Below are 20,979 nucleotides of genomic sequence, written 5' to 3'. Positions count from 1 at the left end.
AGAACGTATTTGTTTTAAAATTAGAGCTCCGGAGGAGCGACCTGTTAATTCTATTTAAATTTTATCGAACAAGAATGTTTTTTTATATAAAGTGTCAGATCTAAGGTTGATTCAAGATATTTATATGACCCTCAAACTCTCCTAAATTCTATTCTTTATAACAACAAGAGGCTGCCAAAACTTTTTTGGACAGTCTCTTTTTATTTTAAATTAATGATGTAGTTGAAATCTTTCTTTGATGCTGAGCATAGAAATGTTCAGAAATAGGAGAAAACCGAAAATAATGTAAGAGGTTTCTTTGGATGCAGTTCTAAACAGATTAAAGATTTTCCCATAGCGGGTAGATTCAAAAGCATTCACAGTTTCTGCTGGCCCCCAATCTATAGTATCATTACAAAGGAAACATTCATATTCAGGATATTGTACCTTAGGATCAATATAGTTATAAACCGCAAAAATATGTCCGGTTTTCTCAAGGTCAACAGCATACTGATCTTGTTGAGCTATTTCCAGATCATTCAAAACGGAGACAAAATCACCATAGCTATTATTTTGATCTAAAATAAACTCAATACCAGACTCTTTCTCATTTCTTTTCTGAAGTTGTTTCAGTTCGGAAACATATAATTTTGAATTTTCTTTAGCAGTACCAGGGACTATTTTTATTTGTTGGTAATTCCAGTTTCTTACAGGTTCAAAACTGGCAAAAGTATTTTTAAACCCTTCTCTTTCTTTGGCAGGAAGTCCAATATCTATCACAGAAACATTAATATCTTCAAACTTTTGGCTTCCATAATACCAGAATAAAACAGGAATCAGCAAGGCGCTGATCAATCCTGGAAAGTAATATACTTTTTTCATGACTAGTTTTTGACAGTACCGAATGAAAATTTTAAGCCAAAAAAAAGTGATCCGAAAACGAACCACTTTAATTGTAATCTTTAAATATTTTAATTTTTTAAATCTTTAAATCCTAAATATAGCCATCTACCAATCCCTTTTTCTAAGAATCCAGTACGATCCGAATATAAAAATAGCACACCACACAAGGCAAGCGATAAGGCTTTCTGTAGGGTAGTGGAATTCATATTTTAATCCCATCATTTTGGCCATATCCAGTCTGATCATCGGATTGGGAATAAGATTAGACATACTTTCCAGCGGTAAAAGATGCGAGATGAAAAAATCATTCTGAAGAACCTCATTTCTTTGTGGTCCCTGCATTCCTTTTACTTTTGAATAGACTTCAAGAGCCTTTAAAATTCCCTCACCAATCCAGAAAATAAAGAGAGCAAGAAATACAAAGACAGATTTTCTCAACAAAACGGAAAGGAACATCAGGAAACAGAAGAACGTAAATAATTTTACCAGATAATTTCCAATAAAGAAAATCTCAGCAAAAACCTTTGTAGAGTCCGTTGTCTTCGAATATTGATATCCCAGAAACAAGGTAATTCCCAATACAATGGCTGTTGAAACAATGGTAAAAATACTTATTGTCAGTAATTTTGAAGTGATGAATTCCTTTCTGCTTAACCCATCAATCGTATTTTGCTTGAACATTCGGTTGCTGAATTCCTGTGAAATGGAGAAGACAATGATTAATCCCAGGAAAATTTTCAGTAAAGCAACAATCCATGTGGTGAAATTCCAGATTTCAGGGAAATTATAAATCCCTTGTTCCTTTAAGTTAATGGTTCCTCCAAAAATATCAAAGTCGACCAATCCAATGAAAAGCAACGCAATAAGAATGGCGAAATAGAGTATCGTGAAAACCTTAAACGGTTGGTAGTTCAGGTTTTTGTAGTATTCCAGTTTTAATAATTTTATCATGATTAATTGGTGTTTTTTACAAGTTCAAGGAATTGAGATTCAAGAGATAGCTTTTTCTTGATTAAATGGGAAAGATAGATTCCTTTCTCTGCCAGTTTCTGATTCATTGCCGAAGCTGAAACAGAAGCATCATCACGGATCTGGGCTTTGATAAGATCACCTTCCTGATTGATGGAAGTGAACCACTGAAGCTCGTTAAGAGCATTTAAAAGCAGTGTGTTATTATCTGCTTTCAGTTCAAAATAGCCATTGTTGGAAGTCATTTCATCTACTCTTCCGCAGTAAATGGAATTTCCTTCTTTTAATACAATCACATGGCTACAGATTTTCTCAATTTCATCCAGAAGGTGGCTTGCAATGATAATGGTAATTCCCTGTTTGGCAATATTGCTGATGATTTCTCTGATCTGAATAATACCTTCAGGATCTAATCCGTTGGTAGGTTCATCTAAAATCATCACTTCAGGATTGTTCAGCATTGCCGATGCAATGGCAAGACGCTGTTTCATTCCCAAAGAAAAAGTTTTGAAAGTATCTTTTCTCCTTTCATACAGATTAACGGTCTTCAGAACTTCGTCAATCCTTGAATAGGGTGTTTGCTTAATTTCAGCAACAATCTTAAGGTTGGTTTCTGCACTTAAATAAGGATAAAAGTTAGGCTGCTCAATAATAGCTCCGATCTTTTTCAAGGTATCCGGATCCGTTCCTTTTTTTCCAAACCAAAACCAGTCTCCGCTGGTAGGATTGATGGTTGAAAGCAGCATCCCGAAAGTAGTGGATTTCCCACTTCCGTTCGGACCTAATAGGCCATAAACATTTCCTCTTTCGACATCAAAAGAAATATTGTTGACCACAACTCTTTTGAATTTCTTCGTCAAATTTTTTACTGATAAAATCTTTTCCATGTAATTTGTTTTACATAGTAGTAGTCTATGTAAATAAGAGAATGTTACAGAATTATCATAAATCAATATTAATTTATGTACAAATACATTAAATTTGATAGAATTAATCAACAGTTATGAAGCTAATTGAACTGGCAGAAGAATTAAATGTTTCTGCAGAAGCCATAAAACAGTTTATTCAGGATTTTGATCTTGAACTGGTAGACTGTGTCAGTACAAATTTTGATGTAAAAGAAGATTTTGAAAAGTTTGCCCGAGAAAATGTAGATTTTTTAAGGCTATATGAAAAAGATCTTGATAAAAATAAAACACTGGAGCAGATTGCCGAAGTTATTAAGCAGCCGAAAGATAAGGTGGAAAAGGTGATTAAAGACAATAATCTTAATATTTTCGATAATGGTTTTTTCAAATCCTCTATTTCAAGTTATGGAATTGATAATAAACTGGGCGGGAATTATCAGTTTGTCTATGATTATTTCGGACATAAAACCAGCCTTAAACAAAGAGATTTTATAGGATACAGAGATTTGTTTTTTTATACTTCTGCTGTTTTGGAACCCTTCCTGAATCCACAACAGATCAAAGACTGGGGCATCAATAAACCTGCGGGAATTATTCTGTATGGACCTCCGGGAAGCGGAAAGATATTCTGGGCCAATAAAATTGCTGAAATCATCGGATATCAGTTTAAAGAAGTTAAAAAACATTATCTGGGAACTTCACTGATTGACGGAAATGAAATCAATTTCAGTGATTTCCTGCTGAGTATGATGAAGGAAAACAAAATGCTGCTTTTCATGGATGATTTCGATGAAATTATGATGCAGAGAAGGGCAGAAACAGATGTCGCTTCCTGTAATCTTGAAGCTCAGGAATTGATTCTTCACTACATCGGAAAATTTGAAAAAGAAGGTGTTCTGATGGTAGGTTCGGCTAATTCCGTTTCAGAAATTGACGAAGAAATTCTTGCTCCGGGAAGATTTGATGTGATGATTCCAATATTTCCACCCAATGCTTCTGAACGCTCAGAAATTATTCTTTATGCCATGACCAGAGGATTGGAAGAAGATTCTTTACTCTACAAAATACTTAAAAATAACAAAGCTGATAAAATTCCTTTCTGGCATGAAATCTCTTCAAAGATGAAAGCCTTCAGCAATACGATGTTGATAGACTTTACGCAAAGTTTAAAGAAAAGAATTAAAAACCTTTACCAGAGAACCAGAAATGAAAAACTGAAAATTGATCAGAAAATTTTAGAAAGTGCACTGAGAGATGCAGGATCAAAGCTTACTGAAGAATATCTTGATCAGGTAGCGAGATTTCTTGCGGATGCCATTATCAATAATTTTGATGACTTTCGATTCAGAATTGAGGCATTGAAAAATGAACTGGAAACCTACAGAGTTGTTGAAGAACCGCAAAGAGCAATCGGGTTCCAGCATAATGAAAATGAGGAAGGAGATAGAGGGTAGACTGTTTAAAGTTCAAGGTTTAAGGTTTAAGGTTTAAAGTTTAGGGTTTAAAGTTTAAGGTTTAAGGTTTTAGAAAAATTACTTATTACCTATTACTCATTATTTATGAACAGTATTTGGGAACTGGATACATTCTACAGAAAAAGAGACATTATCATTATTGGTGCCGGATTTTCCGGGCTGTGGACTGCTATATCCATTAAAGAGAAATATCCTGACAAATTTGTCCTCATTATTGAGCGGAATACAATTCCTTTGGGTGCTTCCACAAGAAATGCCGGCTTTGCCTGTTTTGGAAGTCTTACCGAAGTTATCGCAGATTCGCAGAAAATGGGCTGGGAAAAAACACTGGAACTGGTTAAAATGAGATTTGACGGGCTTCAGAAAATCCAGCATTATTTTAAAAATAGTGAAATTGATTTCGAACTTAGCGGAGGTTATGAAATTGTAAATCATGAAGAACCTCTATCCCATATTGATGCAGTCAATGAAAAACTGAAAGCAATAACAGGATTGGATCAAACCTACACTTTGAGACAGGATAAAATAAAGGAATTCGGACTTGGAAAATCTGAATTCCTGATTGAAAATCCCTGCGAAGGAAGTCTTCACTCCGGAAAGTTAGTACAGAAACTGCTGGAGAAATGCCACGAACTGAAAATCGAGTTTTTATTTGCAACGGAAGTTCAAAATATTGAAGAAACAGACAAAGTTGAGGTTCATCTTTCTGCTGGCCTTTCTGTAAAAGCAGATCAACTTATCTATTGTACCAATGCATTCACTTCAAAGTTTCTGGAAAAAGAGAATATTATTCCGGCCCGTGGGCAGGTTCTTCTGACAGAACCTATAGATGGATTGAAACTTAAAGGGACATTTCATTATGACGAAGGCTATTATTATTTCAGAAATTTAGGAAACCGAGTATTGCTGGGTGGCGGAAGAAATCAGGATTTTAAAACAGAAGAAACAACGGCTTTTGAAACAACAGAATTTCTGCAGAATCACTTGGAAAACTTTTTGAAAGAAGTCATTCTGCCTCATCAAAATATTAAAATTGCCCTCCGTTGGTCAGGAATAATGGCTATGGGAGAAGAAAAGTCACCTATTGTAAAACAAGTTTCGGAGAGACAGTTTTGTGCGGTAAGACTTTCAGGAATGGGCGTTGCTCTGGCTCCTAAAATGGGCGAAATAATGGCTGATATGATATAATTACAACGTTGAGAAACATGAAATACTTACCCTTTGAACGTATTACTTATAGAACAAATTTATCTGAACAGGAAGTTTTAACAAGACTTTCAGGCTTTGTAGAACCTAAAAAATTTGGTTTGGGAAAAAATTATATAAAAGAATATGAAGGAACTGTGAATAACAATAGCTTTGAAATAAGCAAAGTTATTCAGTACAGAAACTCGTTTCTTCCTCAGATAAATGGTAGAATTCAAAATGAAAATAATGGAACCCAAATACAGGTAACCATGTCGCTACATGCATTTGTCTTCTTTTTTTTAATAGTCTGGTGTTCATTTGCCCTGGTTTTCTTCATAGGAGTTTCCATAAGAACTATAAGAGAAAAAGAAATATCGGTAGAACTTTTTCTTCCTCTAGGTATGCTCTTGTTTGTCTACATTTTAACTATGGTAGGATTCAAATCGGAAAGTAAACAATCAAAAGAATACCTTAGAAGAAGCTTTGATGCTGAAATTACCAATGAGTGATTTAGCTGTTTTCCCACCACTTTAAAATATCTCTTGCAATGTCTTCAGCAATAAACTCAGACCTGTAAAGACCGTAAGTGACCACCAACTCAGTTTCTATAATATTTTCGAGCTTTTCCTGAACAGCCTCTTTTTCCAGCTCTTGAAGAAGCTTTTCTGTTAAGTGATTAAAACTGTTTTTAGAAAGACAGGGCATTAAATTCATTGAAATAATAAGCTTTTTCAACTGAGCAAAATTTCCATTACGCTCATTAATCCAACCATTGATATTCATTTAGACCTGTTTTGAAATATAAATATAAAGGAAAAACATTTTACTTCAAGGTTGTTTAAGCTTTTGTATTCATTATTTTAACCACAAAAGGCACAAAAGTTTTAAACACTTAAGTTTTTTCAGAACCAAACCTTATGCGTAATAAGTACACCTAAGTTTTGTGAAAATCTTTGATTTTCATCTTATGTGAACTTTTTTGCAGTTTCATTTTAAACTTACTTAAGTGAACTCAAATGTTTTAAAATGAACCTTTCTGTAGCTTTTGTGGTTTGTAAAGTTTAAACAACTTTTTCTTTACATTCCAAAAATTCCAAACTTGAACTCCACACCACGGAACCCGCACCTCGAACCCAAAACTTTAAATTCGGAACTTTAAATCCGTACCTCTCCACTCTAAAAGAATTCCTTATTTTTGCAAAAAGAAACATTCGTGATTAACAACGACCAGATAAAAGAAGTTCAATCCAGAATTGAAGACTTACACAGATACCTTCAGATTGAAAAAAAGAAGATTGAAATTGCCAATGATGATGAAAAAACTGCGGCACCCGAATTTTGGGACAATCCAAAAACTGCTGAAGCATTTTTAAAGCAGCTTCGTTCCAAGAAAAAATGGGTGGAAGGCTATGACGAAATTCAGACACAGTTTGAAGATCTGCAGGTTTTAGCTGATTTTGCCAAGGAAGATCCGGATTCTGAAAAAGAACTGGACGAAACATTTCCGCAATTATTGGAAAAAATTGAAGATCTCGAATTCAAAAATATGCTTTCCAACGAAGGTGATGAACTTTCCGCAGTGCTGCAGATTACAGCAGGAGCAGGAGGAACAGAAAGTTGTGATTGGGCAGCTATGCTGATGAGAATGTATACGATGTGGGCAGAAAAACAAGGCTATAAAATCCGTGAACTGAACTTTCAGGAAGGTGATGTAGCCGGAGTGAAAACTGTTACGCTGGAAATTGAAGGAGAATTCGCTTTTGGATATTTAAGAGGTGAAAACGGAGTACACCGTTTAGTAAGAATTTCCCCTTTTGACAGTAATGCAAAACGCCATACAAGTTTTGTTTCCGTATATGTGTATCCTTTGGTGGATGATACCATTGAAATCAATATCAATCCGGCAGATATCAGCTTTGAAACGATGAGAGCTTCAGGAGCTGGAGGACAGAACGTAAACAAGGTAGAAACTGCTGTACGTCTTCGTCACGCGCCTACAGGAATTATCATTGAGAACTCAGAATCCCGTTCTCAGCTTCAGAATAAAGAAAAGGCTATGCAGCTCCTTCGTTCAAGACTTTACGAAATGGAACTGGAAGAGCGTATGAAAGCCAGAAATGAGATTGAAGCCAACAAAATGAAGATCGAGTGGGGAAGCCAGATCAGAAACTACGTCATGCATCCATACAAACTGGTAAAAGACGTACGTTCAGGTCATGAAACTTCAGATGTAGATGCCGTAATGAACGGAAATATCACTCCATTCCTGAAAGCATTCTTAATGGCCGATGGAACGGCAGTTTCCGATGATGACATGGACTTATAAAAATCATGTTTGAATTTTAGTTAAAATCTTATAATTAATTTTTGTTTCAGACATTTTAGGCTTACTTTTGTTGTTCATCGATATTTATGGAAGATTTCAATAGCTGGAAGGATTTATTAAACCCGGAGTTTTATATAAAAATGGGAGGGTTTTGGCTGATTTTGTTTATTGTTTTTGCTGAAACAGGTCTTTTTGTAGGATTTTTTCTACCTGGAGATTCACTACTGTTCGTTTCGGGAATTTATGCTGTTGAAATCATCAAAGAGACTTTTGGCTCTACAGGGAGCGATTTCTTAGATACTACACTTTTAGCTTCCGGAGTGGCTCTTGCTGCTATCATAGGAAATGAAGTAGGATATTATTTCGGAAGAAAAGCAGGACCCGCTTTATACAAAAGACCGGATTCAATGCTTTTCAAGAAAAAATACCTTTATCAGGCACACGATTTCTTTGAAAAACATGGTGCATTAGCTGTTATTATGGCAAGATTCTTACCGGTTGTAAGAACTTTTACCCCTATTGTAGCAGGTATTGTAAAAATGGATAAAAAAGAGTTTTTAAGAGATAATATTATCGGTGCTGTATTATGGTCATTCATTTTGATCTTTGCAGGACATTATCTGGATAAACTTTTCATGGAACAGTTTGGAATCAACCTGAAACAAAAGCTGGAATACATCATTATCGTCATTGTATTGGTAACTACACTTCCGGTAATCTTCAAGTTCGTTTTCGGAAAAAAAGAAGATCTTGCTAAAAAATACGAAGATCAGGATTTTGAATAAATAAGAAATTCAATCAAAAATATAGAGCCGTCTCAATCATGAGATGGCTTTTTTGTGCATATAAATATTTTTTTACCACGCAAAACTCGCAAGGGTATTATCATGATCCGTTACTTTTTGTTCGCAGAGGCGCTTCACTTAGCTAAGTAATGTACTTTGCTGAGCGAAGTGTCTTTGCGATCGATAGAATATAAGCTTTAAAATTTCTTTGCGGACATCGCGTTTTTAAAATATATCCACCAGACAAAAATTTTTTATGCTGGATACTTAAAAGATTCTTATGAACGAATGGTTTAAAATAGTAGTTTAATTATTTATTGCATTAAATAATAGCTATTTTTTAATCCATTCCAGGATATTAGGATAAATAATACTGTCTCTTTTTCTTTTACTGAAAAACCTTGGTGCATGTCCGGCTCCTTTCATGAAAATGAATTTGTGTGGAACATTCATCTTGGTAAGCGCAGAGTCCATCGCAATTCCCTGATGCTGATTCACCAGCACATCATTATTTCCCTGAAACAACAAGGTAGGAACATCTGAAATATTGGCAATGGGACTGGCTTCTTTAAAGGCTTCAGAGATATTTTTCCGATCAAATTTAGTCCCTACTACCTTTTGGAAAGTAGGAGAGGTGTATTTGGAATAAAAAGATTTAAGATATTCAGAGCTGTAAAAATCTGTAGGTCCGCTTAAAGAGATTATTTTTTTGATCTGCTCAGGATGCTGATATCCATAAAGTAAGGCGAGATGTCCGCCGGCACTTTCTCCCAGAAGAATGTAATTGTTGGGTTGAAGTTCTGCTTTTTCTGCCAGAGAATTGAATTTCTCAATGGCGAGACCAATATCTTCGAGCTGTTGTCTATAAGTGATTTTCTCCTTTGTAGAAACCAATCTATAGTTCATGCTGATACTCGGAATTCTGTTTTCAAAAAGCATTTTCTGAACCTGAATCATATGCTCTTTTTTACCTAAAGTCCACGCTCCACCATGAACGATAAGTACTACCGGGGAATCTTCAGCATAATCTTTGGGAAGGAAGACATCCATTTTCTGTCTCTTATGTTCCCCATATTTCAGATTATAAATTTTCTGCTGTCCTCCGGGACCTACCCAAACTCTGAATTTCGTATTACAGGACTGCAGAAGGAAACCAATGCATCCCATGACGAAAAAATGATACCGGAGAATGAGCTTTTTCATTACTTAAATTTACGAAATATTCTATTGATTATGAAGCAAACAAGACTTAATTAAAGCCTTTCTGCTGTTTTTGATGAAAGACCTTTTTTGATGGTAATAATACCTTTTTCACCTTCTTTGAAAATGAAAGAAATCTCAGTGTCATCATCCTGAAGGAAAAATGCATCTTCTTTTTCAGCTAGAATTCTGACTTTAGGATCTTTATTGTTCTGCATAAAAAGCTGACCGTTTTCGTACAGAATATGGATAATATTATCATCAGAAAGCTGATAGTCTCCTGCATATTTTTTAAGGATATCAGCACTTAAGACTACTTCTTTCTTCGGTTGTGGAAGAGTGTAAGGCTGGTGTAAGAGAGCCGCTAAAATAGTATTACCTGCTTTCTCCAGTTTTTTACTCGTGATATTGTTCAGAAGGATAATGCAAAGATCATCCTCCGGAAGCATCGCAAAATAACTTGTAGAACCCTCAATATTTCCACCATGATTAATAAGTTTTTTCCCATAAAGATCATCAATAAACCAACCATAGCCGTAGCCACTCAAATAAGGGGTGGTTGCTTTTTTAAATGCTTCTTTGGAAACAATTTTATAATCCCTCAACCCAATATAGTAATTGTACAGGTCTTCAACGGTACTGTAGATTTGTCCGGCTGGCCCGGTTAATGTAGAATTCCAGACTGCTGTTTTTTCCTGTTTTGTTTTTGAAATATAAGAATAAGGAACGGTCTTGTACGGACTTTTCAGAGCAAGGTAGTTAAAGCCTGTGTGAGTCATCTTCAGGGGATTTAGGATGAATTTTCTTACAGCGTCTTCATAAGAAAGTCCTGTGATTTTTTCAATGATAAGTCCCAATATAATATAGCCTGAATTGGTATAAGAAAACTGAGTACCGGGCTCAAAATCCAATGGCTCATTTTTAAAATATGAAAGTTCTTTATCTTTTGGTATAGACTTTCCGGTGTGAAGAAGATTGAAATACTCTTTATTTCTCAATACCTCATAAATTCCGGAAGTATGAGTAAGGAGATGTTCGATAGTAATTTCATTTCCTCTAGGATAATCGGGGATAAACTTTGAGACAGGATCTTTAAAAGAAAGTTTTCCTTCTTCACTTAGCTTCACAATCATCAAAGCCGTGAAAGATTTGGTTAAAGAAGCAATCTGATATATGCTTTTGTCCTGATTGGGAATCTTTTTTTCCGCATCTTGCCAGCCGTATGATCTTTCAAAGATGTTTTTATTCTGATAATGGATCAAAGCAGTTCCATTAAATTTATTAATTGCAGCAAATGCTTTTATAATGCGGTCTATTTCTTCTTTCTTTTTTTCCTGATTAATAGGATTAATAGTGTTGAGATGATCTTCTGTCTGAGCTTTCAGAGTAGAGTAGAATGTACTGAACAAACAAAACACACATCCTAAAGCTAAAATATGAAATTGACGTTGCATAGGTATCAGATTTTAAAAACGGTTAAAATTACAGGTTTTCAGCGTAGCGGCTCAAAGAATTATTGTATCTGGGCAAATGTTTTGATATTGCTTTCAATGCTAAAGACAGTGCTTCTTTGTATTCTCCTGCTGAAGAAAGGGACAGTGCTAAAAAAGAATCTACCGCATCATCCAGTTCATCAGAATAATGGGCTTTTTCTTCCCTTAAAATATGGATACTTTCTTCTATTTTTCCATTATTTCTTAATGTACTAGCCAGCTGAATTCTGGCTCTTCTTCTTCGTAAGCCAGTTAATCCTTTTTCTAATGCTGATCTGTACAAAGGTTCTGCTTCCTTTTCATGTCCTGTGGAGTCAAAAGCACAGGCTTTTTCAAAATCAGCAATAGCCAGGGAATCCGTTTCTGTAAGTAATTCTGCATGATTTTTAATTTGCTCAATAAACTCTTGATTGCTTATAGTTCCAAGTTTTAGCCATATACTTTGTAATTGGTTTTCCCAGTTTTTATCCATTGAATAGATTTTAAACAAAGATATAAAATATTGAAAGTGAAGGATTGTTGAAAGATTCTTATAATTTTGAAAATTATTGTTAGATTATGAATCCAAAAACGGAATTAAATAATTATTTTTGCTGAACTTAACAAAGATTAAAAAATTATTAAAATATGGCATCAGGCTTTTTTGCAATTTTGGATGATATTGCAGCATTGATGGATGATGTAGCGGTTACGAGTAAGGTTGCTACCCAAAAGACAGCAGGAATTTTAGGAGACGACCTTGCTGTAAATGCAGAAAAAGCCACTGGCTTTCTTTCCTCAAGAGAAATTCCCGTTTTATGGGCAATTACCAAAGGATCATTTATCAATAAACTGATTATTCTTCCTGTCGTTTTTTTACTTAATTGGTTGTATGCTCCGGCTATTAATTATGTATTGATCCTTGGAGGATTCTACCTGGCTTTTGAAGGTGTTGAAAAAGTAATAGAATTTCTTTTTCACCGTGACAAAAAAGGTCATGAAGTGATAGAGGAAATTGAAGAAGACGAAAAAAGTTCTGAAGAAATTGAAAAAGAGAAAGTAAAATCGGCAATTACAACTGATTTTATTTTATCAATTGAGATCGTTATTATTGCTTTAGGAACTGTATTGGAAGAAAGTCATCCTTTCATTACGCAGATTTTAGTAACGAGCTTAGTTGCATTTATCGCTACTGTCGGAGTTTATGGAATTGTAGCTTTGATCGTAAGAATGGATGATGCAGGATTTAAATTAATAAAGAAAAGTAACGATAAAGGTTTTTTCGGAAGGCTTGGACATCTATTAGTGAAGGCTTTACCTATTGTTATTAAAATATTAGGAGTCGTAGGAACAATTGCTTTAATAATGGTTGCTGGTGGAATTTTTCTGCATAGGATTGAATTTTTCCATGGCATATTACCAACCTGGCCAGATGTTTTGAAAGAACTTACGCTTGGTGTTGTTGGCGGATTGCTGGCGGTTGCCGTATTTACTTTAGGAAAGGGAATCTATTCCTTAGCCACAAAAAAATAAAACAGAATTAGAATTAAATAACCAAAAAATCCTGTGCTCGAGAGAGTGCAGGATTTTTTATGATGAGATTTAAACCTTGAATATAAAACTTTGAACAAAAAAAGAGACTTTTTACAAGCCTCTTTTTCTATATTAATTGAATAAATCTTTTACTTTATCAAAAAAAGTTTTTTCCTTTCCGGATGGTTCTGCAACCATTTCTCCGCTGGACATCTGCTTTTCAAAGAAATCTTTCTGGTCTTTAGTAAGCTTTTGTGGAGTCCAGACATTGATGTGAATAAACATGTCTCCTTTACCATAACTATCGATGCTAGGAAGTCCTTTTCCGGCCAATCTCAAGATCTTTCCGGATTGAGTTCCCGGATCAACGGTAATTTTTACTTTTCCGCCTACAGTAGGAATTTCTTTCTTAGTTCCTAAAGCAGCTTCAGCAAATGAAACATATAATTCCTGGTGAAGATTATCGCCTTCTCTCTTGATCACCTGATCTATTTCCTCTTCAATGATCACCAGTAAGTCTCCCGGAATACCTCCAAATGGAGCGTCATTTCCTTTTCCTCTTACATTAAGCTGGATACCGTCTCTTGCTCCTGCCGGAATGTTGATTGTGATTTCCTCTTCATCTTTGATAAGACCTTGTGCATTGGCTCCTGCAGGAATTTTATCAGCAACTTTTCCAATTCCCTGACAAGTACTACATGTAGTTTGAGTCTGCATTTGACCAAACATGGTATTCATTACTTTTAACTGAACACCGGAACCATTACAGGTAGGACATGTTTTTGAAGTGGCGCCTTCTGCCATCTTCATTTTCTTTACTTTGATGGTTTTCTGAGTACCATTTACCATTTCCTCAAGGTTCAGCTTGATTCTGATTCTTAAATTAGAACCTTTCACCTGCTGACGGCCTCCACCGCCACCACCGAATCCTCCGAAACCACCACCGAAAATATCTCCAAACTGGCTGAAAATATCTTCCATGTTCATTCCGCCTCCGAAGCCTCCGCCTCCGAAACCACCGTTTCCACCTACTCCGGCATGACCGAACTGGTCGTATCTTGCACGCTTCTGATCGTCGCTCAGAACTTCATAAGCCTCAGCAGCTTCTTTAAATTTTTCTTCAGCCTCTTTATCCCCTGGATTTTTATCCGGGTGAAATTTGATGGCCATTTTACGGTATGCTTTTTTTATTTCGTCGGCCGATGCAGATTTGCTGATCTCAAGAACCTCGTAATAATCTCTTTTTGACATGACAATTTTATAATTGATTGTTGATAAATGATAAAAGATATTGTAAAGCTAATAAGTGAAACATTCATCAATTATCACTCACCATTTATCATTTATGAATTTTAATTTCCTGTTACTACTTTTGCAAAACGGATTACTTTATCATTTAAAGTATATCCTGTTTCAATAACGTCTACGATTTTTCCTTTCAAATCTTCCGATGGAGCAGGGATCTGAGTAATCGCTTCATGGAAATCAACATTAAAGCTGTCACCAGCCTTTACTTCCATTGTTTTTAGTCCTTTTTCGGTAAGTTTATTTTTGAATTTCTGATAGATAAGCTCTACACCTTGCAGGTCAGCCGGATTTCCGTTTTTAGCGATTTCTTTTAAAGCTCTTTCAAAATCATCCAAAACTCCTAACATTGAAACCATCATTTCCTGGTTGGCATACTGGAAGAATTCGATCTTCTCTTTGCTCGTTCTTTTTTTATAGTTTTCGAATTCAGCATACAATCTGATGTAACGGTCTTTCTCTTCTGCCAAAAGTTCCTCTGGAGAAGGAGTAGCTGTCACATTGTCCTGAGACGTTGCGTCATTCTGAACATTGTTTTCTTCCTGATTATTGATGCTTTCTTCGTTAATATCCTGGTTTTCCATAATTCAATATTTATTTACTGATTGTTTGACAAAGAGCCTGCCAAATCTAAAATCTGGACATTAAGGCAGAAAAAGGAGTAATGGTGAATCGTGAATACGTCAATCCGCTACGCTTGTGAATTTGTAGGTGTGTAATTTTAAAAATTGCCTTTGCAAAGCAAAAATTGCCTATTGACTATTCACTTATCAATGGTGAAGGTGTCAATTCGCTTCGCTTGTGGATTTGTAGGTGTGTAATTTAAAAATTGACTTTGCGAAGCAAAAATTGACTATTCACTTATCAATGGTAAAAGTGTCAATCCGCTTCGCTTGTGAATTTGTTGTAGGGTAAGATTAATAATTGACTTTGTGAAATAAAAATTGACTATTGACTATTTACTTATCAATGGTGAAGGCGTCAATCCGCTTCGCTTGTGAATTTGTTGTAGGGTTAGGATTAATAATTGACTTTGTGAAACAAAAATTGACTATTCACTATTCACTATTCACTTATCAATGGTTAAGATGTCAATCCGCTTCGCTTGTGAATTTGTTGTAGGGTTAGGATTAATAATTGACTTTGTGAAACAAAAATTGACTATTGACTATTCACTTATCAATGGTGAAGGCGTCAATTCGCTTCGCTTGTGAATTTGTAGGTGTGTAATTTTAAAAATTGCCTTTTCAAAGCAAAAATTGACTATTGACCATTCACTTTACCAATGCCCAATAGTCAATTTTAAAACTATAGTTGTATTTCTTATTCTCCTGTAAAAGTCTGGTACAATAGGTACAGATTTAAAACAATAATAATAATGGAAATAATCCATACACAGATTTTAAGGAATGGTTTATTGGCGAATTCTCCCATTTTAGCTTTGTCATTGGTAAACATCACCAATGGAACAACTGCAAAACTCAGTTGCATGGAAAGAATTACCTGGCTTAAAACCAATAATTCAGTGGTTCCCTGTTCTCCGTAAAGAATGGCAACAATAAGTGCTGGAATTACAGCAATAAGTCTGGTGATCAATCTTCTCAGCCATGGTTTTAATCTGATATTCAGGAAGCCTTCCATTACGATCTGTCCGGCAAGAGTTCCTGTTAATGTTGAGTTTTGCCCGGATGCTAATAAAGCAATGGCAAATGCAATACTTGCCATAGAAGCTCCCAGAATAGGCGTTAACATTTTATAGGCATCATGAATGTCCGCCACATGTTCGTTACCTGTAGTATGGAATGTAGCAGCTGCCAGAATAAGGATTGCTGCATTGATAAAAAATGCCAGCATTAATGAAACGGTACTGTCTATAGTGGCAAACTTTATGGCTTCTTTTTTTCCTTCCTTATCACGGGTATAATCTCTGGTCTGTACAATACTGCTGTGCAGATACAGATTGTGTGGCATTACGGTAGCTCCTAAAATCCCGATTGCAATATAAAGCATGGCAGGGTTCTGAATGATTTCCTTTTGTGGAACCAAACCTCCCAGAATCTCATTAAAAGCAGGTTGCGAAATGATAATTTCATACACGAAACACGCCAGAATAATGAAGATAAGCCCTCCTACAATACTCTCAATCCATCGGAAACCTTTGGACTGAAGCAAAAGAATGATTAAAACGTCCACTGTTGTAATGACAATTCCCCAGGTGAGCGGGATATGGAATAACAGGTTTAATGCAATGGCCGAGCCGATAACCTCAGCGAGATCACAGGCGGCAATGGCTATTTCACAGAATACCCAGAGAATAAAATTAGTGGTAGGACTGAAGTGGTCTCTACAAGCCTGAGCAAGATCTCTCTCTGCAACAACTCCAAGTTTCACGGATAAGTGCTGTAGAACCATTGCAAAAATATTGGAAATAAGGATAACCGAAAGGAGTGTATAACCGAATTGAGCTCCCCCGGCAATATCTGTAGCCCAGTTCCCGGGATCCATATATCCTACAGCAATCATCAGTCCCGGTCCTGCAAATGCAAGATATTTTCTCCAAAAAGTTGCATTTTTAGGGACTTTGATTGATGAATAAACCTCTGATAAAGAATGGTTGGTTTTATCTTTTCGCCAGGCGCTTTTTATATTGAAATTCATAAATGTTAGAAATGACTAACAAATTTAATTAAATAAATGTAAACAGAAAAATCATGACCTAAAAAAATCCCGGAAATTGCTTCCCGGGATCTAATTTTTATTCAATCTAAAGATTATTTTGCAAATCTTACAGCCATTTTTCTGTCGGCAGCTCTTTCAGCATCAGAAGCTTTTGCATCTACTTTAGCAAATTTGCTTCCATAGCCTTCAGCTTCTAAGACCTGAGCACCAACTCCTGCTTTTACTAAAGCAGCTTTGATATATTCAGCTCTGGCTTTTGATAGTTTTACATTGTTGGCTTCGTTTCCGGTTTTGTCTGTATAACCTCCGATTTTGATTTTTGCATCAGGGAAAGCCTTAAGGATAGCCACTAAGTTATCTAACTGTCCTTGTGAACCAGCTTCAAGTTCAGTAGAACTTCCCATTTTGAAGTTTACGTGATCGAAATCGTACCACTTGTCTTTCAATGCCGCATCATCAGCTGCATTTTTGTAGTTTCCGGATTTCAGGAATGTAATCATCTGATCTTCCATTCCTCCTTTGTAACCTTTTAACATCACTCCATTAAGATCAATGTCTTCATCTGTTTTAGCTGTTGCAGGAGCAGGTGTTGCTGTTGTAGCAGCCGTATCTGTAGTTGAGCTGGTTGCTGCAGAATCAGATGTTGTGGTAGTGGTTGTAGTGGTTTGTTTTTTCTCACACTGCTTCCATAAGAAATAAGCAGCAGCGATCAATAATAAAAGCGGAAGCAACCATTTCCAGATTGAACCTCCGCCTTGATTATTATTGTTATTATTTTCAAATCTTTCTCTTACTTCTCTTGCTCCTTCCGAAACATTTTCTCTTGCTGTAGCAACACCTTCAGCGATGTTATCTTTAGCAGTAGAAGTTACCGAAGAAACTGTTTCTTTTGCCTGGCCAAACCAATTTTCAGCTCCTAATCCAAAGGAAGCTAAAGAAAGACCTGCTGGCAATAAAGAAGAAATAATGCCTTTCTGATCATTCAGTAAGCTGGAAATACCTGAAGCACCCAAATTATTGTCTGCTGCATATTTTCCCACAGTGCCTACTGTAGCTCCAGTCACCAGGTTTAACAAAGAACTTGCAGAGGTATTGCTCACTCCTGAAAAACTGGCAATAGAATTCACTAATGCACTTACTTTATCTCCAAAAATTGAAGACAACAAGTTTGAAATAATAGGATTGCTGGACGAACCACCTAATAAATTTCCTAAAATTCCACTTGAAGAGGCTTGTGTAATAGCATCCACAACGCCAGGTTTATCTGCATTATTGGCTAATCCACCTACTACGGCAGGTAATAATCCGCCAATTGCTTTAGAAATACCGGATTCACTTTCTCCAAACTGCGATGCAGCCTGTGAAACCAATGCGGGACCTAATTGTCCTTTAATTAAATCAATGACATTTAAAGACATAATAATAAATTTTTTTGATTAATGTTGAGATAAATTTAAACAAAAATCCGTCCAAATGTCACTTTTTTTGAATATTTCTTTAAAAATTAACGATTTTTTTCTAAATCGTTAAAATTTTTTAATAAGCTTTTGCAAATAATACACGTCTCTTAGATGGTTTTCCTGAAATCAAAGAAATACCTTCTTCTACGTCATTGTCCAGAGGAATACATCTGATCGTAGCCTTCGTTTCATCCTTGATTTGTTCCTCTTCTTCAGCTGTTCCATCCCAGTGTGCATAGATGAATCCACCTTTCTCTTCCAGAACTTTTTTGAATTCTTCATAAGTATCCACTTTCGTGATATTATTTTTTCTGAATTCAAATGCTTTATTATAAATATCCTGCTGAATCGTTTTCAATAGATCTTCGATATAAGAATCAAGTCCATCAATAGAACGAACTTCTTTAGTCAGATTATCTCTTCTCGCAATTTCTACAGATTTATTTTCAAGATCTCTTGGTCCCATTGCAATTCTTACAGGAACTCCTTTCAATTCATATTCTGCAAATTTCCATCCTGGTTTGTTCTGAGTATCATTGTCAAACTTCACAGAAATTCCTTTTGCTCTCAGTTTAGCCTGAATATCTAAAGCCACTTCACTGATTTGTGCCAGTTGCTCTTCTCCTTTAAAGATAGGAACAATCACTACCTGAATTGGCGCAAGGGTAGGAGGCAATACCAATCCGAAATCATCAGAGTGGGTCATAATTAAAGCTCCCATCAAACGGGTAGAAGTTCCCCATGATGTTGCCCATGCATGTTCGATTTTACCTTCTTTGTTGGTGAATTTTACGTCAAATGCTTTTGCGAAATTCTGACCTAAGAAGTGAGATGTTCCAGCCTGTAAAGCTTTTCCGTCCTGCATTAATGCTTCAATACAATAAGTCTCATCAGCTCCTGCAAATCTTTCAGATGGAGTTTTTAACCCTTGAATTACAGGAATAGCCATAAAGTTTTCTGCAAAATCTGCGTATACTTTATTCATTTTCTCTGCTTCTTCAATAGCTTCATCTTTTGTAGCGTGAGCAGTGTGACCTTCCTGCCATAAGAATTCTGCTGTTCTAAGGAACAGACGTGTTCTCATTTCCCAACGAACAACATTTGCCCATTGGTTGATTAGTATCGGTAAGTCTCTGTAAGACTGAATCCAGTTTTTGTAAGTATTCCAGATAATTGCTTCTGAAGTAGGACGAACAATAAGTTCTTCTTCCAGTTTTGCATCCGGATCTACAATCAGCTTGGAAGGATTGTCCGGATCAGTTTTTAATCTGTAGTGGGTAACAACAGCACATTCTTTTGCAAAACCTTCTGCATTTTTTTCCTCAGCCTCAAACAAGCTCTTGGGCACAAAAAGCGGGAAGTATGCGTTAACGTGACCTGTTTCTTTGAATTTTTTATCCATTTCATCACGCATTTTTTCCCAGATCGCATAGCCATACGGTTTGATCACCATACATCCACGCACGCCTGAGTTTTCAGCTAAATCAGCTTTTACAACCAGCTCATTATACCATTTGCTGTAATCTTCGCTTCTTGAGGTTAATTTTGCCATTATTTTTTAAAATTTTTTTAACTTTTGTACATTATTGTTATCTAAAAATAAAAATCTATTTTTGATAGATTTTTTTACCAGTATTTTGGTACATTTTTGGTACAGATTGCAAATATAATTTAAATTAAAAATTTTTACGTTATCATGAAAAGAAATATACATAAAAATTTGCTTGGTCTGCTAAGATCCAAAGGGATATTGGCTATATCGGGCGGATTATTACTTGTGTCTTGTGGTGCTCAGATGGGAGGGTATAGCGAGACAGATGGGGTGTATTACGACCCCAATAAGGATACGCTACCTGAAGGAGTTATCATTAATGATAGCGGAAACAGAGTAGGAGAATACTATGACTACTATCAGGATTCTAATGTAATTCAGAATGCACAGACGAATTCCAGAGAACAGCAAAACAGATATAATGACTGGAGTGGCACCAATCCAAATTGGAACTCTAATGCTACAGATTCGGACTGGGGACTTTATTCAGGTTCTCAGACTAACTACTATGACAACTCATGGGGATGGGGATCTCCTTGGGGATGGTATGGTGGTTACAGCCCTTATTGGGGTTGGGGTATGAACCGTGGCTGGGGCTGGGGTGCAAGCATGTCCTGGGGTTGGGGCGGATCATTCGGTTGGGGCTGGGGAGGCTCTTACGGATGGGGAAGTCCATACTGGGGTTATGGCTATGGTGGCTATTATGATCCATTCTGGGGCGGATACTACGGAAATCCTTACTGGGGTTACGGAGGCGGCTACTGGGGTGGTGGCTACTACAACAGACCTGTTTACAGAAGAAGTGGTATCAGTGGAGGTGGATTCCAGAATACTGGGGTAGCCAATGCAGTTTACAGAACGAATACAAATAATTCAGGTTTCAGAAACACTAATAATAATGGTGGTTTCAGAGATACTAACTCAAACGGAGGTTTCAGAAATAGCAATGGCGGTTTCAGAGATGGTAATTCCGGAGGTTTTAGAAACGGTAATTCCGGAGGTTTCAGAAATACACAATCTAATGGTGGTTTCCGTAACTCTGCGCCACAAACAAGACCTAATTACAATTATCAGCAACCACAGCCAAGATATAACAACAATAACGGAGGCTTCAGATCTAATGATTCAGGAGGTTTCAGATCTAGTGGTGGCTTCAACTCTGGTGGAGGAGGCTTTAGAGGCGGTTCTTCAGGAGGCGGTGGCGGAATGAGATCCGGCGGCGGAGGCAGAGGAGGCTTCAGATAA

19 protein-coding genes are annotated in these 20,979 nt (G+C 36.3%); 7 read left to right on the top strand and 12 right to left on the bottom strand.

Going from position 1 to position 20,979, the window contains the following annotated elements; genetic code table 11:
- Positions 1–210: 210 nt before the first annotated feature.
- From NK356_RS13390 to NK356_RS13380, 3 genes are all read right to left on the bottom strand, one after another.
- Entirely contained in the window at positions 211–861 is a 651-nt protein-coding gene (locus tag NK356_RS13390) for a hypothetical protein (RefSeq protein ID WP_253317212.1), read from the bottom strand.
- A 126-nt stretch (positions 862–987) separates the two neighbouring features.
- Entirely contained in the window at positions 988–1,833 is an 846-nt protein-coding gene (locus NK356_RS13385) for an ABC transporter permease (RefSeq protein WP_034697507.1), read from the bottom strand.
- A gap of 2 nt (positions 1,834–1,835) precedes the next feature.
- On the bottom strand, positions 1,836–2,738 hold the full coding sequence (locus NK356_RS13380; protein WP_034697506.1) for an ABC transporter ATP-binding protein: 903 nt from the start codon (positions 2,736–2,738) through the stop codon (positions 1,836–1,838).
- 116 nt (positions 2,739–2,854) lie between these two features.
- Here NK356_RS13380 and NK356_RS13375 point away from each other — a divergent pair, with 116 nt between their 5' ends.
- The 3 genes from NK356_RS13375 to NK356_RS13365 all read left to right on the top strand — a co-directional run bounded on the left by NK356_RS13375 (position 2,855) and on the right by NK356_RS13365 (position 5,931).
- Entirely contained in the window at positions 2,855–4,213 is a 1,359-nt protein-coding gene (locus tag NK356_RS13375) for an AAA family ATPase (protein ID WP_034697505.1), read from the top strand.
- A gap of 105 nt (positions 4,214–4,318) precedes the next feature.
- Complete coding sequence (locus NK356_RS13370; RefSeq protein ID WP_253317211.1) at positions 4,319–5,422, top strand: FAD-binding oxidoreductase; 1,104 nt, start codon at positions 4,319–4,321, stop codon at positions 5,420–5,422.
- Between the two features lie 17 nt (positions 5,423–5,439).
- Entirely contained in the window at positions 5,440–5,931 is a 492-nt protein-coding gene (locus NK356_RS13365; protein ID WP_051934479.1) for a hypothetical protein, read from the top strand.
- A gap of 1 nt (position 5,932) precedes the next feature.
- Here the strand turns inward: NK356_RS13365 and NK356_RS13360 are convergent, their stop codons facing one another.
- A complete protein-coding gene (locus NK356_RS13360) occupies positions 5,933–6,205 on the bottom strand; it encodes a hypothetical protein (RefSeq protein WP_034697503.1) in 273 nt (90 codons plus the stop codon).
- Between the two features lie 430 nt (positions 6,206–6,635).
- Between NK356_RS13360 and prfB the strand changes: the two genes are divergently transcribed.
- Positions 6,636–7,748, top strand: a complete 1,113-nt coding sequence (gene prfB / locus NK356_RS13355; protein ID WP_034697502.1) for a peptide chain release factor 2 — start codon at positions 6,636–6,638, stop codon at positions 7,746–7,748.
- 86 nt (positions 7,749–7,834) lie between these two features.
- Positions 7,835–8,533 carry a DedA family protein gene (locus NK356_RS13350; RefSeq protein WP_034697501.1) on the top strand — a complete coding sequence of 233 codons (699 nt, stop codon included), beginning with the start codon at positions 7,835–7,837 and terminating at the stop codon, positions 8,531–8,533.
- 333 nt (positions 8,534–8,866) lie between these two features.
- Here NK356_RS13350 and NK356_RS13345 read toward each other — a convergent pair whose 3' ends face one another.
- The 3 genes from NK356_RS13345 to NK356_RS13335 are packed head-to-tail and all read right to left on the bottom strand — an operon-like array spanning position 8,867 to position 11,698.
- Complete coding sequence (locus NK356_RS13345; RefSeq protein ID WP_034697500.1) at positions 8,867–9,736, bottom strand: alpha/beta hydrolase; 870 nt, start codon at positions 9,734–9,736, stop codon at positions 8,867–8,869.
- A 50-nt stretch (positions 9,737–9,786) separates the two neighbouring features.
- Complete coding sequence (locus tag NK356_RS13340; protein WP_253317210.1) at positions 9,787–11,187, bottom strand: serine hydrolase; 1,401 nt, start codon at positions 11,185–11,187, stop codon at positions 9,787–9,789.
- A 28-nt stretch (positions 11,188–11,215) separates the two neighbouring features.
- The gene (locus tag NK356_RS13335) at positions 11,216–11,698 is read right to left on the bottom strand and encodes a tetratricopeptide repeat protein (RefSeq protein ID WP_253317209.1); all 483 of its coding nucleotides are present in this window, start codon (positions 11,696–11,698) and stop codon (positions 11,216–11,218) included.
- A gap of 155 nt (positions 11,699–11,853) precedes the next feature.
- Here NK356_RS13335 and NK356_RS13330 point away from each other — a divergent pair, with 155 nt between their 5' ends.
- Complete coding sequence (locus tag NK356_RS13330; RefSeq protein WP_034697497.1) at positions 11,854–12,738, top strand: DUF808 family protein; 885 nt, start codon at positions 11,854–11,856, stop codon at positions 12,736–12,738.
- A gap of 132 nt (positions 12,739–12,870) precedes the next feature.
- On the opposite strand, the gene dnaJ is transcribed toward NK356_RS13330, so the two are convergent.
- The 5 genes from dnaJ to proS form a co-directional block, all read right to left on the bottom strand.
- A complete protein-coding gene (gene dnaJ / locus NK356_RS13325) occupies positions 12,871–13,989 on the bottom strand; it encodes a molecular chaperone DnaJ (RefSeq protein WP_034695254.1) in 1,119 nt (372 codons plus the stop codon).
- Between the two features lie 101 nt (positions 13,990–14,090).
- Positions 14,091–14,627: a nucleotide exchange factor GrpE gene (locus NK356_RS13320; RefSeq protein WP_034695255.1), complete on the bottom strand. Its 537-nt coding sequence runs from the start codon at positions 14,625–14,627 to the stop codon at positions 14,091–14,093.
- A gap of 739 nt (positions 14,628–15,366) precedes the next feature.
- Positions 15,367–16,701 carry an Nramp family divalent metal transporter gene (locus NK356_RS13315; protein ID WP_034695256.1) on the bottom strand — a complete coding sequence of 445 codons (1,335 nt, stop codon included), beginning with the start codon at positions 16,699–16,701 and terminating at the stop codon, positions 15,367–15,369.
- A 113-nt stretch (positions 16,702–16,814) separates the two neighbouring features.
- The gene (locus tag NK356_RS13310; RefSeq protein ID WP_253317208.1) at positions 16,815–18,140 is read right to left on the bottom strand and encodes an OmpA family protein; all 1,326 of its coding nucleotides are present in this window, start codon (positions 18,138–18,140) and stop codon (positions 16,815–16,817) included.
- Between the two features lie 118 nt (positions 18,141–18,258).
- Complete coding sequence (gene proS / locus NK356_RS13305; RefSeq protein ID WP_034695259.1) at positions 18,259–19,734, bottom strand: proline--tRNA ligase; 1,476 nt, start codon at positions 19,732–19,734, stop codon at positions 18,259–18,261.
- 144 nt (positions 19,735–19,878) lie between these two features.
- On the opposite strand from proS, the gene NK356_RS13300 reads away from it, so the two are divergent.
- Positions 19,879–20,979, top strand: coding sequence for a hypothetical protein (locus NK356_RS13300; protein WP_034695260.1), 1,101 nt, complete (start codon positions 19,879–19,881; stop codon positions 20,977–20,979).

Source organism: Chryseobacterium sp. S0630 (genome assembly GCF_024158915.1).
Lineage (GTDB): Bacteria > Bacteroidota > Bacteroidia > Flavobacteriales > Weeksellaceae > Chryseobacterium.
The sequence above is the reverse complement of the archived record's forward strand: the minus strand, read 5'-3'. Positions and strand labels throughout refer to the sequence as shown.